General features: G+C 47.5%; 18 protein-coding genes. 11 read left to right on the top strand and 7 right to left on the bottom strand.

Annotation, left to right across the window (positions count from 1 at the left end):
- Positions 1 to 190 precede the first annotated feature (190 nt).
- From OXN82_RS04205 to OXN82_RS04185, 5 genes are all read left to right on the top strand, one after another.
- A complete protein-coding gene (locus tag OXN82_RS04205) occupies positions 191 to 901 on the top strand; it encodes a DUF2162 domain-containing protein (RefSeq protein ID WP_321212071.1) in 711 nt (236 codons plus the stop codon).
- Positions 902 to 917: 16 nt separating this feature from the next.
- On the top strand, positions 918 to 1,598 hold the full coding sequence (locus OXN82_RS04200) for a MotA/TolQ/ExbB proton channel family protein (RefSeq protein ID WP_321212070.1): 681 nt from the start codon (positions 918 to 920) through the stop codon (positions 1,596 to 1,598).
- Complete coding sequence (locus OXN82_RS04195) at positions 1,555 to 1,893, top strand: DUF2149 domain-containing protein (protein WP_237779774.1); 339 nt, start codon at positions 1,555 to 1,557, stop codon at positions 1,891 to 1,893. The genes OXN82_RS04200 and OXN82_RS04195 overlap by 44 nt, the downstream gene beginning before the upstream one ends.
- Positions 1,894 to 2,087: 194 nt before the next feature.
- Positions 2,088 to 2,771, top strand: a complete 684-nt coding sequence (locus OXN82_RS04190) for a HisA/HisF family protein (RefSeq protein ID WP_321212069.1) — start codon at positions 2,088 to 2,090, stop codon at positions 2,769 to 2,771.
- The gene (locus tag OXN82_RS04185) at positions 2,768 to 3,592 is read left to right on the top strand and encodes a PfkB family carbohydrate kinase (RefSeq protein WP_321212068.1); all 825 of its coding nucleotides are present in this window, start codon (positions 2,768 to 2,770) and stop codon (positions 3,590 to 3,592) included. The genes OXN82_RS04190 and OXN82_RS04185 overlap by 4 nt, the downstream gene beginning before the upstream one ends.
- A gap of 21 nt (positions 3,593 to 3,613) precedes the next feature.
- Here OXN82_RS04185 and OXN82_RS04180 read toward each other — a convergent pair whose 3' ends face one another.
- Positions 3,614 to 3,808 carry a hypothetical protein gene (locus OXN82_RS04180; RefSeq protein WP_300477116.1) on the bottom strand — a complete coding sequence of 65 codons (195 nt, stop codon included), beginning with the start codon at positions 3,806 to 3,808 and terminating at the stop codon, positions 3,614 to 3,616.
- Positions 3,809 to 3,972: 164 nt separating this feature from the next.
- Between OXN82_RS04180 and pdxS the strand changes: the two genes are divergently transcribed.
- Entirely contained in the window at positions 3,973 to 4,854 is an 882-nt protein-coding gene (gene pdxS / locus OXN82_RS04175) for a pyridoxal 5'-phosphate synthase lyase subunit PdxS (protein ID WP_321212067.1), read from the top strand.
- Between the two features lie 23 nt (positions 4,855 to 4,877).
- Here pdxS and OXN82_RS04170 read toward each other — a convergent pair whose 3' ends face one another.
- From OXN82_RS04170 to OXN82_RS04150, 5 genes are all read right to left on the bottom strand, one after another.
- Positions 4,878 to 5,414: a hypothetical protein gene (locus tag OXN82_RS04170; protein ID WP_321212066.1), complete on the bottom strand. Its 537-nt coding sequence runs from the start codon at positions 5,412 to 5,414 to the stop codon at positions 4,878 to 4,880.
- Positions 5,415 to 5,542: 128 nt separating this feature from the next.
- Complete coding sequence (locus tag OXN82_RS04165; RefSeq protein ID WP_321212065.1) at positions 5,543 to 5,881, bottom strand: P-II family nitrogen regulator; 339 nt, start codon at positions 5,879 to 5,881, stop codon at positions 5,543 to 5,545.
- Positions 5,882 to 5,891: 10 nt separating this feature from the next.
- On the bottom strand, positions 5,892 to 7,115 hold the full coding sequence (locus OXN82_RS04160; RefSeq protein WP_321212064.1) for an ammonium transporter: 1,224 nt from the start codon (positions 7,113 to 7,115) through the stop codon (positions 5,892 to 5,894).
- Between the two features lie 308 nt (positions 7,116 to 7,423).
- On the bottom strand, positions 7,424 to 7,762 hold the full coding sequence (locus tag OXN82_RS04155; protein ID WP_321212063.1) for a P-II family nitrogen regulator: 339 nt from the start codon (positions 7,760 to 7,762) through the stop codon (positions 7,424 to 7,426).
- Positions 7,763 to 7,826: 64 nt separating this feature from the next.
- Positions 7,827 to 9,047, bottom strand: a complete 1,221-nt coding sequence (locus tag OXN82_RS04150) for an ammonium transporter (protein WP_321212062.1) — start codon at positions 9,045 to 9,047, stop codon at positions 7,827 to 7,829.
- A gap of 132 nt (positions 9,048 to 9,179) precedes the next feature.
- Between OXN82_RS04150 and OXN82_RS04145 the strand changes: the two genes are divergently transcribed.
- The 5 genes from OXN82_RS04145 to OXN82_RS04125 all read left to right on the top strand — a co-directional run bounded on the left by OXN82_RS04145 (position 9,180) and on the right by OXN82_RS04125 (position 14,761).
- Positions 9,180 to 9,485, top strand: a complete 306-nt coding sequence (locus OXN82_RS04145) for a hypothetical protein (protein ID WP_321212061.1) — start codon at positions 9,180 to 9,182, stop codon at positions 9,483 to 9,485.
- Between the two features lie 100 nt (positions 9,486 to 9,585).
- Positions 9,586 to 10,158: a helix-turn-helix domain-containing protein gene (locus OXN82_RS04140; RefSeq protein ID WP_013295857.1), complete on the top strand. Its 573-nt coding sequence runs from the start codon at positions 9,586 to 9,588 to the stop codon at positions 10,156 to 10,158.
- Positions 10,159 to 10,169: 11 nt separating this feature from the next.
- The gene (locus OXN82_RS04135; protein WP_147672033.1) at positions 10,170 to 10,574 is read left to right on the top strand and encodes an acyl-CoA thioesterase; all 405 of its coding nucleotides are present in this window, start codon (positions 10,170 to 10,172) and stop codon (positions 10,572 to 10,574) included.
- Positions 10,575 to 10,592: 18 nt separating this feature from the next.
- Positions 10,593 to 12,239: an AMP-binding protein gene (locus OXN82_RS04130; protein ID WP_321212060.1), complete on the top strand. Its 1,647-nt coding sequence runs from the start codon at positions 10,593 to 10,595 to the stop codon at positions 12,237 to 12,239.
- 23 nt (positions 12,240 to 12,262) lie between these two features.
- Positions 12,263 to 14,761: a DUF5814 domain-containing protein gene (locus tag OXN82_RS04125; protein ID WP_321212059.1), complete on the top strand. Its 2,499-nt coding sequence runs from the start codon at positions 12,263 to 12,265 to the stop codon at positions 14,759 to 14,761.
- A gap of 4 nt (positions 14,762 to 14,765) precedes the next feature.
- Here the strand turns inward: OXN82_RS04125 and OXN82_RS04120 are convergent, their stop codons facing one another.
- Positions 14,766 to 15,992, bottom strand: coding sequence for an oligosaccharide repeat unit polymerase family protein (locus OXN82_RS04120; RefSeq protein ID WP_321212058.1), 1,227 nt, complete (start codon positions 15,990 to 15,992; stop codon positions 14,766 to 14,768).
- Positions 15,993 to 16,061: the final 69 nt, after the last annotated feature.

The raw sequence follows: 16,061 nt of genomic DNA, 5'->3' as shown, positions 1-16,061 counted from the left end.
TATTTTTTAGAAAACATTAAATATCAGATTTACTTTAATTCTAATAAAAATTGTTTGAATGAGTTATTACTCATTAGCGCCTAATAGTAATAAGAAATATGGTATTAAAATACTGCTTTAATCCTGCGAAATAGTAATAATTTAATTTATATAGTAATTATTATAAAGTTGAAAAGAGAAGGTGTGGAACATGGACATGGCAAACCTACTGTGGCAGGCGGGAATCCTATCGGTTTTACTGATATTCGGCGTGAAGATTGGACTGGCAATGGGTTTCGCGGGGCTATCAAGGAAGATGGCCGCCCTGATAACTGCGGGTTACGGCCTTGGCATATATGGCCTTTCAGCCCTTGCAAATGCCTACATGAGCTCGATTCAGGGTTTCTTCAACACCTACAGTTCACTGATAACAATCATAATGGCATCCATTCTGATATTTGCCGGTGTGCACACCCTCCGTGAATGGAAGGAACACAGGAGGGACACAGCAAAGACTGCGTGCGTTGCAATGGTGGCGCCCTGCCCCTGCTGTTTCGGGGCGGTGATCGTCAGCATAATACTTGTATCACCCATACTCGGTGTATCAGCAATCACACTCGGCAAATATTCCGGGATAATTCTGGCAGCCTTCATAGCGTTCTTCTATGTCTTCGCCAATGGAGTCGCATCGGCAATCAACAAACCCTACCCTGTTCTGCTGGGCAACTTCATGCTTTTTGCCGGTCTTTACTTCCTGACAGCTGCCATTGTGCTTCCAAATGTGAACAGCGCCATGAGCATGAAAATGACGCCACTGACGGTTCCAGGCATAAACACCATAATCTATGTTGTGCTGGGGACACTGGCGCTCATGGGACTTGGAATTTACCTTAACAAGAGAAAGAGCACTTTCATAGAATAAGGAGAGGTGATATGATATGGTTGCAGTACCCGGCAGTGAAATACTGAGCGGCGCACTACACGTTGTCTCCCAGAGTCTCCTCATACCTGTTATAGCAGGGCTCCTGTTATTCATGGTCTATGCAATAATAACCCTTGGCGGGCTAATGTCAGAGTACTCTGGAAGAATAAGGACTGACATCAGGGAACTGGAATCCGCTATAAAATCAATTTCCAATCCAGGAACCCCTGAGAGGATAATTGAGGTTGTAAATTCGATGGAGATACCCAAGAGCCAGAAGGAGGTCCTTACAAATATTGCGGAGACTTCAGAACTGGGACCCAAATCAAGGGAGGCCCTTGCAAGGAAACTCATAGAGAACGAGGAGCTCAGGGCTGCAAAGAGCCTCGAGAAGACGGACATCGTGACAAGGCTCGGACCAACCCTTGGTCTTATGGGGACACTCATACCCATGGGGCCAGGTTTGGCAGCCCTCGGTGCAGGGGATATAAATACACTGGCCCAGGCCATCATCATAGCCTTTGACACAACAGTCGTGGGCCTGGCATCAGGGGGTATAGCCTACGTAATCTCAAAGGTCAGGCGCAGATGGTATGAGGAGTACCTCTCAAACCTTGAGACCATGGCCGAGGCAGTGCTGGAGGTGATGGATAATGCCGCTCAGACGCCGGCGAAGGCTCCTGTCGGATCAAAATGAAGAGGACCCCATGGCCGGAAGTGCAAACCTGGTTGATGCCATGCTGGTTCTGTCTGTGGGCTTCCTCATATTCCTTGTGCTCTCCTGGAACATGCAGAATGTTGTATTCGCTGACATGACCCCACAGGAGCGTCAGGAAACCATGGAGGCAATGAAAAGGGCAGTTGAGGTTCAGAAGGGCCAGGAGCTCAACAACACTCCCGAGACCAGTTCGGGATCTGGCCAGGGATACGTTGAGATGGGAACAGTTTACAGGGACCCCAAGACAGGTAAGCTGATAATGGTACAGGGGTAGCTTACCTTCTAATTTTCAGTTTTTCCTGGAAGTTTGATGGTAATGGTGCAGGTAGTTCACCCATCCCATTTTTGGTTTTTCTGAAAACTTCAAATGGTAATGGTTCATGATGGCTTACCATTTTCTCTGAAAACTTTAAATATCTCAAACTCAAACTGAGTTCTGGTATTTAACTTCTTCTTAGAGGTATCCATATGATTGAGGTTATTCCTGTTATTGATCTGAGGGGAGGTATAGCGGTAGCCGGCAAATCAGGTGAACGTGAAAATTACAGGCCCCTCGAGACTGTGTTCTCATCATCCCCTGACCCTGTGGACATAGCACTCTCCCTGAGGGCAGCCGGGGCACGGTCAATCTACATAGCCGACCTTGACGCCATCGAGGGCACAGGATCCAATCTTGATATCGTAGGAAGGGTTAACCATGTGCTGCCGGTAACCCTCGACGCAGGGGTAAAAAACAGGGAGACATTCAGATTCATGCTCCAGTTTGCATCACGGGTTGTTGCCGCAACAGAGACCCTTGAGAGTACAGAGGAACTTGAATACATCCTTAAAGCATATCCCCCAGAGAGGACCGTTGTAAGCGTGGATGTTAAGGACATGAAACTCCACTCAGAGAACATTGACCTTGAACTTGAAGAATTCAGGGACCTCCTCCTCGGCTATGAGTCTGACGTTATACTCCTTGACCTGGGGGCGGTTGGCACATCCTCAGGGTTCAACAGGGACCTCCTTGAACTCTTCAGGCCAATCATCAGGAGGGTGATACCCGGCGGCGGCGTTCTACCCAACGAGATACCTGAACTTGAAGCCATGGGTGTGGGGAAGGTTCTTGTTGGAAGGGCTCTCCATGAGGGGATGGTGAGGCCTGGGTGAACACAGAAAGGTACCTCCTTATTGGTCCTGTTAGCAGGGACCGGATAGTGAGGAGGAACTCCACGGAGTCCAGGGTGGGGGGCGCCGTTTACTACTATTCCCGGCTACTCTCGCACCTGGGGGTTGACCACACGGCAGTTGTAACCCTGTCAGAGGCTGACAGGTATCTTCTCGGTGAATTCCCGTCCAGTACAAATATAATACCCCTTTACAGGGACTCAACGGTTGAGTTTGAGAATATCTATGATAACGGGGATACCTCGAGGAGGATCCAGAGGTCCAATTTTGCCAGTAACCCAATTGAAATTGGGGATATTGAAACAATTGCAGGGGAGGAGTGGACCGCCGTCCTTGCAGGGCCTCTTCTGCCCTCAGACATACCCCTGGAGACGCTGGAGTTCCTGGGAAAAAGGCACAGGCTCTACACAGGACTTCAGGGCTACCTGAGATACCCTGAGGGAGACATGGTCAGACTGGAATTCAGGAAGAAAATTCTCCGGGTCCTTGAGGCAGGGAGTGGAGCTTTTCTTGACATCAACGAACTTCGGACAGTTTCCAGTGACATCATGGGGGCTATTGGGATACTCAGTGAACACTGCGGTGAGGTCATAGTAACCTGCGGACCCCGGGGCTCCCTGATATCCCATAAGGGGTCCCTCATAAGGATAATGGCTGTTACTGCAGAAAGGGAACTTGACCCAACCGGGCTGGGGGATACATACATGGCTGCCTATGTCCATATGAGGAGGACCTCTGACCCTGAGGCTGCCGGAAACTTCGCATCACTCATGGCCACAAAAAAGCTTGAGGGAAAAATTTAAGGAGAAATCCTATATATGGGTTTAGATACCAAGGATCAGGGGAAGTATGATGAATGGAAGCAGCCCTGCTGCAAAGAATAAACCGAGACCTGCAAGCACCTGGTCCCTCTTATCATCCATCATACCGTTACATATGAGTATCATTCCTGTAAATCCAAGAATTGCGGGTACAGCATGTGAGTAAATCACAGACCCTGTGAATGTTCCTGCCACCATTTTTATCACGGAAAACCTGCTGGTCTAGCTATGATTCATCATCCTCTGCTTATGTTATGATTCATTATCTTAAATATTTTCGGGAGCAGCAACCCGGGCAAGATATTTAACAGTTGGTTTTCAGATATAAATATGCTGTTTATTCTAACAGGAGGAGATTGATCATGCTGCATGGTACAGAAGTACTCAAGAAGGGATTTGCAAAGATGACCAAGGGCGGCGTTATAATGGACGTTGTCAATGCTGAACAGGCTGCAATTGCAGAGGACTCAGGGGCAGTCGCTGTAATGGCCCTTGAGAAGGTACCCGCGGATATAAGGGCCTCTGGTGGAGTTGCAAGGATGGCCGATCCCAATAAGGTCCAGGAGATAATGGACGCAGTGTCCATACCTGTGATGGCCAAGGTCAGGATAGGACACTTCGTGGAGGCCCAGGTCCTTGAGGCCCTTGGGGTTGACATGATAGATGAGAGCGAGGTCCTAACCCCTGCAGATGAACGCTTCCACATAGACAAGAAGAAGTTCACGGTCCCATTTGTGTGCGGTGCAAGAAACCTTGGCGAGGCCCTCAGGAGGATAGATGAGGGCGCAGCCATGATAAGGACCAAGGGGGAACCTGGAACTGGTAACATCGTTGAGGCCGTAAGGCACATGAGGATAATGATGAGTGAGATCAGGGAGATCCAGAACAAGGAGGAAGAGGAACTCTGGGAATTCGCAAGGAAGATTGAGGCTCCACTTGAACTTGTGAGGGAAACAGCCCGTCTTGGAAAGCTCCCGGTGGTCAACTTCGCAGCGGGTGGTGTTGCAACACCAGCAGACGCAGCACTCATGATGCAGCTTGGTGCCGACGGCGTGTTTGTTGGTTCAGGTATATTCAAGTCAGATAACCCTGAGGGATATGCGAGGGCCATTGTTGAGGCCACAGCCCACTACGACGAACCTGAGGTCATAGCGGAGGTTTCAAGGGGACTTGGCACAGCCATGAGGGGCCTTGAAATCAGTGAGATCCCTGAAGAGGGTAGAATGCAGGATAGGGGATGGTGAATCCCCTTTTTTATTTTGAATGTTTAAACTGCAGTGTAAATGACTTCAGTGCTGTATGTACCGGGGTCTGTGTAGGGTGGAACTGTGAGATAATAATTCACGGGTAATATTATACCATCTACACTACCAACGTGTGTCCATATCTGAAAGTCTGATGTTGTAAAGTTTCTTATTTGAACGTCGATGTGGCCATATGGTCCATCATATTTTATACTGTACTTCAGATTTGAGAGTGGTATTGTGTTTGAACTGTTTTCAATATCTCTAAGGTCGCCGCTGGCTCTCACATAGACTCTGAGTCTTCCTGCATTGTTTTTTATCTCTACATTTGTTGCAGAATAGTATTCTCTTTCAACCCCATCAGGATAGACGGTCCCAAGATTGAGGGTTGTGGGATTAACTGCTATATAAACTTCAACTCCCAGGGGTTCCACTGCTGTCATGCTAATTTTGCTGGGTGTAATATTTTCAGCGGTTGTGTTGTTCTGCATGTCTGCAGATGCGCATCCAAGAAAGAATACTGACATTATGAGTGTTATGAGCATTATCTGGCCCTTCAAGAACCCCCAACTCCTCTTTTCTCTGATTAGGGGTATGGTATCTATATTATTAATAGTTAATTGATTGAGTCAGAGAAAAATCAGCAGTTCATAAAGATAAAATTTTAAAAAATAAAAATTTCATGATTTTAAACGGCCTTTTTACCGCTTTCACCGGTTCTTATCCTCACAACCTCTTCAACCCCTGATATGAATATCTTCCCGTCGCCTATGTCACCGGTCTGGGCGCTTTTCACTATCGTATCAACGACCTTTTCAAGGTCCTCGTCATTCACCACGATTTCAATCTTTGTCTTGGGTATGAGGTCTATCCTGTAGTCCCTTCCACGGTAGCTCTCGGTTATACCCAGCTGTCTCCCGCGGCCCCTTACCTCGGTCACTGTCATCCCATGGCACCCTACCTCTTCAAGGGCATTTTTAACTTCCTCGAGTTTCTCGGGTCTTATGATGGCCACCACTTCTTTCATCCTATCACCCCTAGATTCTGTATCCTGTCTCCTCGTGGAGGTGTGTGTCGAGTCCCTCTATTTCCTCCTTCTCGGTTACCCTGAGGCCCACTGTGAGGTCCAGGAGTTTTCCTATCACCAGTGTAACTATGAATGAGTATACAGCGACGATCACAACTGCTATTACCTGTGCCGTCATCTGCCCAGGGTTTCCGTAGATGAGGCCTGTTCCCAGTTCATTTATGAATGGCGCTGCGAAGATACCTGTTGCCACTGATCCCCATATACCTGACATCCCGTGTATTCCGAACACGTCCAGGGCGTCGTCGTATCCAATCCTTGGTTTGAGGTATGATATTGCAAGGTATGATATGGCACTTGTGACCAGGCCTATGATTATTGCTGCGGGTACCGTTACAAATCCTGCTGCAGGTGTTATTGCAACAAGACCTGCAACGGCACCTGATATGCCGCCGAGCACTGTGGGTTTACCTGTTTTTAGGTAGTCTATTATCACCCATGAGATCATACCTGCTGCTGCAGCGGTGTTGGTCACAAGGAAGGCTGATGCTGCCAGTCCACCTGCTGTTAGGGCCGAACCTGCGTTGAATCCGAACCAGCCGAACCACAGGAGCGCAGCGCCTATCACTGAGTACCCCAGGTTGTGTGGTAGCAGCCTTGTGTCCTTCCTCTTGCCAAGTAGGTATACCAGTGCAAGTGCAGCCACACCTGAGTTTATGTGGACCACTGTACCCCCTGCAAAGTCAAGGGCACCCAGCTGGGCAAGGAATCCACCGCCCCATACCCAGTGGGCCACCGGTACATACACCAGGCTCACCCATAGTGCAACGAATGCAAGCCATGCTGAGAATTTCATTCTCTCCACTATCGCACCTGATATGAGTGCAACTGTTATTGCAGCGAATGTTAGCTGGAATGCTATGTAAAGGAAGTCTGGTATCGTTGGTGCGAGTTCTGCGAGTTTATCGACACCTATGCCATTCATGAATAGGTTCGCCGGACTTCCTATGAGTCCCATTATATCTGCTCCAAATGCAAACTGATAGCCGTAGAGTACCCATATGAGGCTTGTCACTGCAAAGGCTATCAGTGACAGGAACATTGTGTTGAGCACGTTTTCCTTTTTTGTTAAACCCCCATAGAATAGTGCCACGCCTGGAACCGTCATGAGCATCACGAGGGCCGTTGATATCAGCATCCAGGCCGTGTCACCGGAGTTTAAAACCGCGTCCATCAGAGTCATCCTCCATATACTTGTTGTTATTATTCTGTTTTTTTACAATCTTATACTTCAATACCGGAAGGCGGAAATCAACTTCCGACACTATCACTTAGATCATGCTCATATATAAAGATTTCGGTTGAAATTTCAGGTAAAGTGGATGAAACTAAAATAAGTTCAAATAAGAATGTAACTTACAGCAAAATGTTAAATAAAGATCAGGGGAGGGCTGAGTTCTGGATTAATTGGTCACTGGACAGCCTTTCCCCCTTTTTCCTGTCATTATCCTTAAAAAAGGGGTTTTACATGATTTTTGATCATTATATGGCCTTTTTTCCCCTTTCACCGGTCCTTATCCTCACAACATCAAGCACATCACTTATGAAGATTTTACCGTCCCCAATATCTCCTGTTCTTGCGTTTTCTGTCACTGTTTCAATCACCTTCTCAAGGTCCCCTGAGTCAACCACCACCTCAATCTGGACCTTGGGGATCAGGTCGACGCAGTAATCCATACCACGGTAACTCTCACGGATACCCATCTGCTGACCTCTTCCCCTCACATCTGTGACGGTCATCCCGTGAATTCCCACCAGTTCCAGGGCATCCTTCACATCCTCAAGTTTTTCTCTTCTGATAATGGCTGTGATCCTCTTCATTGATCTTCACCTCTCTGTGAAAAGCTTTTTATGTATATTCTCTTGCTCCTATTTAAATCACTGATTATGTCAGTCTGTAACCGGTTTCCTCGTGTAGGTTTATGTCGAGTCCCTGAATCTCATCCTCCCTTTCAACACGGAGCCCCCTCCATTTCTTAAGCAGGCTTGCTATAATGTATGTAACTGTAAAGGTGTAGATGACCACAGTAACAACACCGATAACCTGACTGGTGAGGAGTGCGGTGCTTCCTGTTATGAGACCACCACCACTGAGGGCGGGGTTAAGAGCGGGTATTGCAAATAGGCCCACACCTATCGTTCCTATGACACCTGAGACTCCATGAATTCCGAAAACATCCAGGGCGTCATCATACCCCAGGAGGGGCTTGAGCCAGGACACAGCAAGGTAACAGATCATGGATGCCAGAAACCCAATGAAAATCGATGCACCTATATCCACGAAGCCAGCTGCAGGGGTTATTGATGCAAGACCTGCAACTGCACCTGAAAGGGCGCCGAGGAGGGTTGGCTTACCTGTTTTGATTCTGTCCATCAGCATCCAGCCGAGCATCCCTGCGGCAGCAGAGGTGTTGGTCACAATCATGGCATCTGTGGCAAGGTTGCCCGCTGAAAGGGCTGAACCTGCGTTGAATCCGAACCATCCAAACCATAGAAGACCGGTGCCTATCACCGAGTATCCAAGATGGTGTGGCATCAGTTTCTGGTCGTGCCTTGGGCCAATGACCAGTGCGAGTGCAAGTGCGGCAATACCACTTGTGAGGTGCACCACTATTCCCCCTGCGAAATCATAGACACCGAGGCTCTGCAGGAATCCACCGCCCCATACCCAGTGGGCCACGGGCACATAAACAAATGTAAACCAGAGGGGGATGAAGATGATCCACGATGAAAACCTGATCCTCTCAACCACAGCACCTGATATCAGGGCAACGGTTATGGCAGCAAATGTCATCTGGAAAATTGCAAAAAGGCCCCCTGGAATTGTTGGAGCATATTCTGAAGCTGAGTTGAGGGCTGTAAGGCTTATGCTGCTGATCTGAGTTCCTATTATCCCTGAAATGTCGCCTCCAAAGATGAGGCCATAGCCAAATAAAAACCACAGCAGACTGACCACTCCGAAGGAGACAAATGATAGAAAAATTGTATTAAGGACATTTTCCCTTTTTGTAAGGCCTGAATAGAACATTGCAACGCCGGGTATGGTCATAAGAATTACCAGGGCAGTTGATATCAGCATCCAGGCTGTATCACCGGAATTTAACATTTCTTATCACACTCCTTTTTTTGTTATCCATATGATAAACAAGACTATATAAGGATGCCGGTAACCTTTTTCCGGGCACCATGCCAACATTAAAATATCAGAAAAATGAGAAAAACAGTAAGAGGTGTTTCATTGAACTCAACAAAAAAGGGAAGGCTCTTTGCAGTGCTAATGATAGCTCTCATTGCATATGGCTTCTCATCCACAGTATGTATCTTCATAAAACCATCCTTTGCAGTTGAATTTCCCACAGACATCCTTCCCTCCGATGAGAAAATAGAACCCATGGGAAACCCAGATTTTCAGCCGGTAATCCTGAGGAAACACATAATGAACGTCACCAACAACACAACCAATGAGACAGAGGTCACATTCTATACTGATAACAGAACAAACAGAACAGCAACGGCCAGCAGGGACCAGAACCAGGATCAGTAATCCACCGGCAGATTATGTTCATGAACATTTTTAAACAGCAATTTTTTTAAACTGAAATTTTAGTAAATAGATACATATGACCATATTTTAAGGTGATCACGTGCCAGCAAACACTGTGGGAGAAAGAATAAAACAGCTCAGGGATAACCAGAACATCACACTGGAGGAACTTGCAGAAAGAAGTGGAGTTAATAGGGAACTCATTAAGAAAATAGAGGAAGGAGACATTCTACCATCACTCACACCCCTCATAAAGATCTCAAGGACACTTGGAGTGAGGCTCGGCACACTCCTTGATGACAGGGTTCAGGATGAACCGGTTATAGTCAGAAAGGGAAAAACCCAGAGGGTCATACACTTCTCAGGCTATGAGGAGAGTGCGGATACAAGCAACCTCAACTTCCACTCCCTCGGTGCCGGCAAAAGCGACAGGCACATGGAGCCATTCCTGATCGATGTTGAACTCCACAGCGACGACTTCGAACTATCATCCCATGAGGGGGAAGAGTTCATATACGTACTTGAGGGTGAAATAGAGGTCATCTATGGACAGGAGAAGTACAGGCTTGGTGAAGGGGACAGCATATACTATGACTCTGTGGTACCCCACCACCTCCACGCAGCAGGGGAAAATGATGCAAGGATACTGGCAGTTGTCTACACACCATTCTAGTGGCTGATAGGATGTTCAAAATCACGGTGACACCACGTTTTGGGGATATAGATGGTCTCAGACACGTTAACAACACTGTCCTGGCGGTCTGGTTTGAGAAGGGAAGGAACCCAATCTTCAGGATGTTCACACCTGACCTTGACCTCAGCTATGAGAAGTGGAAACTCATCCTTGTAAGGACAGAATTCGACTTCCTTGCACAGATGTACTATGGGAGTGACGTGGAGATAAGAAGCTACATAACACACATAGGGAACTCATCCTTCACCATAGGCCACGAGGCATGGCAGGACGGGGAACTAAAGGCAAAGGGGAAGGCTGTCCTGGTCCACTACGATTTCATTGAACAGAGGAAAAAGCCAATACCCCCTGATATAAGGTCACAGCTTGAAGAACACCTTGTGGAAGAGGATTAACATAGAAAGGGTGGATTTATGGTTTTCACTGAGGAAACAATAGGGGAATTCTTTGAGAAACAGGTTGAAAGGTACGCTGATAAGGAGTTCATAGTATACCCTGACAGGGATCTAAGGTTCACCTACAGGGAGTTCAATGAGAGGGTCAACCTCCTTGCAAAGGGCCTGTTATCCATCGGGATAAAGAAGGGTGACCACGTGGGTATCTGGGCCACCAACGTACCAGACTGGCTGACATTCCTCTTTGCAACAGCAAAGATAGGGGCGGTTCTTGTAACGGTGAACACCGCCTACAAGAGCCATGAACTTGAATATGTCATGAAACAGTCTGACATGAAGGCAATAGCCATCATAGACGGTTTCAGGGACGTTGACTACGTGCAGACACTCTATGAACTGGTACCTGAACTCAAAACCCAGGAGAGGGGCCACCTGAGGAGTGAAAGGTTCCCTGAACTTCGAAGCGTCATATACCTAGGGGCCCAGAAGCACAGGGGGATGTACAACACCAATGAACTGATGCTCCTGGGTAAACACGTCCCTGACAGTGAACTCCGCAGTGTGATGTCAACCCTCAAGAACACCGATGTCATAAACATGCAGTACACCTCGGGGACCACAGGTTTTCCCAAGGGGGTAATGCTCACCCACAGGAACATACTCAACAACGGCTACTACATCGGTGAGAGACAGAAATTCACCGAGGAGGACCGTCTGTGTCTACCGGTGCCACTGTTCCACTGCTTTGGAATAGTTCTGGGGGTGCTGGCCATCCTTACACATGGGGGGACACTTGTCATGATAGAACTCTTTGACCCCCTCCTGGTACTTGCAGCGGTGGAAAAGGAGAGGTGCACTGCACTCTATGGCGTGCCAACCATGTTCATAGCAGAGTTCACACACCCGATGTTTGACATGTTCGACCTTTCATCCCTCAGAACAGGGATCATGGCGGGGTCACCCTGCCCCATAGAGGCAATGAAGCGTGTCATGAATGACATGAACATGAAGGAGGTCACCATAGCCTACGGCCTCACAGAGGCATCCCCGGTCTTCACACAGACAAGTGTGGATGACCCCATCGAGAAGCGTGTCGAAACCGTTGGAACACCCCTACCACACATTGAGGTCAAGATAGTGGACCCTGAAACCGGCGAGGAGCTGGGCCCCGGCGAACCCGGCGAGATATGCTGCAGGGGCTATAACGTCATGAAGGGCTACTACAAGATGCCTGAGATGACAGCTGAGGCCATAGATGAGGACGGCTGGCTCCACAGTGGGGACCTTGCGGTGATGGATGAGGATGGATACTACTCAATCGTTGGAAGGATAAAGGACATGATCATCAGGGGCGGCGAGAACATCTACCCGAGGGAGATCGAGGAGTTCCTCCACACAATGCCCGGTATAAAGGACGTGCAGGTTGTGGGGATACCCGATGAGAAGTACGGCGAAATAGTCGGTGCCTTTGTGATCAGGGAGGAAGGTGCAGACATACTCGAGGAGGATGTCAGGGACTATGCAATCCAGAGGATAGCAAGGTACAAGGTCCCGAAACACGTTTTCTTTGTTGATGAGTTCCCGCTCACCGCAAGCGGGAAGGTCCAGAAGTTCAAACTCAGGGAGCTGGCAGTTGAACTCCTCAAGAAGAAGGAAGGCTCCTGACCCTTAATTTTTTGAGAGATATAATGATAGTCCTGAATCGAAGGAAAAGATCAGTTGATTTTATACCCGCCGGAAGTCCCCGGGGTGCCTTAAACACCCGAAGAAAGCCAGGTTACTGGGGAAAGCTGAAAATCAAAAAAACCTCCTCTGGCCCCAGAATAGCAAGGTTCACAGTGGAGAAAAATGAAAGGGAAACCCTCAGAAAACCCTCAGAGGCCATAAAACTCCTGAGGAAACAGGCCGTGTTTCTAACAGGGCGGGATGAGGAACTTGAAGAACTGCTTGAGAATCACGGTATCAGGTACAGGTATGCAAGGGTATGCCAGCACTGCCTCCATGAGGGCTATGTGACCCTTGTGAGCTCAAGGGCATCAACGAAGCATGAGGGCCAGATCATATGCTCAAGGTGCGTTGATGAGGTAATAAGAAGGGAGCTCAAACTGGCAGGCATGGATAAATCGGCATTCAGAAACTTCAGGAGGCTGATCAGGAGGGGTGTAAGCCTTGAGAGGGTCCTTGAGATGATGTCACCCAGGTTCGACCCACTGGCGAACCAGGAACTGACACTCTATGATAGGGTAACAGCAACAGCAGACAGAACCCCAAAGGTGCCCATTGACAGGCTTGGGCTTCCTGAGAAATTTAAGCGGATTCTAAGAAGGGAGGGCAGCAGGGTGCTGAGGCCAGTGCAGGTACTGGCAGTTGATGCTGGTCTCCTTGAGGGCGCTAGTCTTATGGTTGTATCTGCGACAGCCAGTGGAAAGACCCTTGTGGGGGAACTTGCAGGTATCCCCCGGGCAATGAGGGGTGAAAGGTTCATATACCTCACACCACTCGTTGCCCTTGCAAACCAGAAGTACAGGGACTTTAAGAAGAGATACTCTTCACTTGGACTTAAAACAGCCATAAAGGTTGGTATGAGCAGGATAAAGGCAAAGGGCGAGCTGCGGATTCCTGATACCGATGTGGCTGACGCCGATATAATAGTTGGTACCTACGAGGGAATCGACTACATCCTGAGGTCAGGAAAGGCAGGTATCCTCGGTGATGTGGGCGTGGTCGTGGTTGATGAGATACATACCCTTGAGGATGAGGATAGGGGAGCAAGGCTCAACGGCATGATATGGAGGATAAAAAGGTTATTCCCGAACGCACAGATCATAGCACTCTCTGCAACAGTCAAAAACTCCGCGGAAATAGCATCAGATTTTGGCCTGAAGCTGGTTGAATACGATAAAAGGCCAGTGCCACTTGAAAGACACCTCATATTCTCAAGGAGCGGTGAGGAAAAGAAGAACATCATACTGAGGCTTGCAGAACGTGAGTTCTCCTCGAAGTCAAGGAAGGGGTTCCAGGGACAGACGATAATATTCACAAACTCCCGCAGGAAAACAAGGCTCATTGCAGAGTACCTCACAAGGAACAGGGTGAGTGCAGCCGCATATCATGCAGGTTTATCCTACTCTGAGAGGCAGCGAATAGAGAAGGCCTTTGCATCCCAGAAACTCGCCGCAGTTGTGACGACAGCGGCACTTGCAGCGGGAGTGGACTTTCCGGCATCACAGGTTATATTTGAAACGCTCCTCATGGGTAACCGCTGGCTCACCCCAAATGAGTTTTCACAGATGCTTGGACGTGCTGGCAGGCCATCCTACCATGACCGGGGTGCTGTCTATGTTCTTGCAGAAATTGGCATGGAATTTGATGGTGATTCAGAGGAATCTGTGGCCCTTGAGCTCCTTGAAAGCGGTCCTGAACCTGTTGAGGTTCAACATACAGATGAAAACATTCTTGAAAATCTTCTGGCGGATATAACCTCGGGGGCCATTGAATCAGAGCATGACATCACCCCTGATGTGCCATGGACCATGGGTGGAGACATGGCGCTTGATTTCCTTGAGTCATCTGGCCTTATAAGCAGGAAAGGAGAACTCAGGGCAACTGATTATGGGATGGCCGTCTCAAGATCATTCCTAAATGTGGAGGATGCGGAGTACATAAGGAGGAACCTCAAATCCACTAAAAAGCCTCTTGATATTGCGGTTGAACTTGAACCATTTGAGGGCGCGTATCTCTCAGGAAGAATGCATAGGGGATTAACGAGGGCAGTTGGCGCCAATGTTTCAATCCGATTGACAGCGGATTCAACCCTTGATATAATATCCAATGGGGATAATCTCATAAAACTTGATAAAAATCTACAGGAGGCTGTTCTTGGAATACAGATGGATTTTCTTTCCTGTGAATGCATGGACAGACCCTTCTGTGGGTGTATTCAGCGAAAATTGTCGGAATATATACTTTGGGAGAGAATGAGTGGCAGGGACCCCAGGGATATAAGTAAGGGGCTTCTCTCAAGATATCAGATTCAGGCGTATCCTGGAGATATTTTCAGCTGGCTTGACAAAATGGTGAGAACAGTTGAGTCCATTGGAAGGGTTGCCTCTGCATTTAAAGAGAGAATTATTTTGAAGGAATGTTCAGGTATTGCGAGGGCCATCGAAAAGGGTAAACGTATTTAGAACATTATAGATTTAGATATATATTGTAAAGGTATACGATAGCTGCAGATAGGATATAAATCACCACAAGCTGATCAAGGATTCCGGTTTCAACTGAGATGAGACAGTAGGCCATAATAAGGGAGTAGATCATGACATAAAAGGAATCCCTTGTTTTTTGCATTATTCTGTAGCCCAACCCTAAAATTAAGCCAAGCAAACTCATTCCAGCTGCCACACCAGCTGTGCCGAATTCCACGATCATCTGTCCAAATATTGTGGGTGTGATTGTAACTCCTGTCCTCCAGCAGATCAGTTTCCCGATTAGTGTTCTTGGTCCACTGCCAAGGCCGGGAACCATACTCAAGGTTAATTTACCATGCATAACGCCAGTCATCCCTGAAAGGGTGGATAATCTGTCGAGCACACCCATTGTGAAGGCAGCCCTCATCTGTAAAAACGTTAAAGCGCTCAAGTTACTTAAGGAATACTCCTCGACTGATCTGAAATAACCTATACCCATGATTACAAGTAAAGTCACCATCAAGAAACCCAGGACTTCCCATACTTCAAATAACTCTGTGTAATAGCCCATTATGACAGTTATGAGAATAACTGCAACAAGGGGTGTTCTGTACCCAAGTAAAGCCAGGAGAAAAATGCAGATTATGTTCAGAATCATGACTCTAAACCTAGCAGCTGGTCTCTCTATACGCTTCTTCTGCATTTCATCTATTATGTAAGATGATAGCAGTGCTGTTCCAGGGATCATTAAAAAAGAGGGAATAGTTAATCTGGGGTTGAGGAGATATCTAAGGGCGGGTTTCATGAGAGGAATGCCATTCACGGATGTGATGGTTATGGCGAAAAAGGCGAAGCCAATAAGAAAGAGGGTAAGGCCAATTGATCTTATATCTTCCATGTCAACTTTCAGGTATCTGTTTCCCCTCAAAATTCTGTCGGGTATTACCATTGAAAAAACAAAGAAACATACAAAACCAGTTATTATGTTAACATGCAGGAGCCCTGTGACAGGAATGGCAGCGAGGCCCATGAATACTGAGAAAAACACGATGAAAGCTGGAGGTGAAAATATGTGGTTTCTGAGTATTCTGCTCTTTTTGAGGAAATTCATAAAATTACTTGAAGGGAATATTCTCCTGAAAAAGCTCTTTAACCATATTTCTTCAACAGTTAGAAAGACTCCCAGCATTAATCTGAATATCAATGCTTTCCTGACGTTAAATTCCACCTTTCTGCATAGATTCCTTGCTGCATTGTAAAGATGACTCATAAAAGATACCTGCGAAGTTTATACTGT

The sequence above is a fragment of the Methanothermobacter sp. DP genome (assembly GCF_026692625.1).
GTDB classification, from domain to species: Archaea; Methanobacteriota; Methanobacteria; order Methanobacteriales; family Methanothermobacteraceae; genus Methanothermobacter; species Methanothermobacter marburgensis.
Note: the sequence above shows the minus strand (reverse complement) of the source record. Positions and strands in the feature narration are given on the sequence as shown.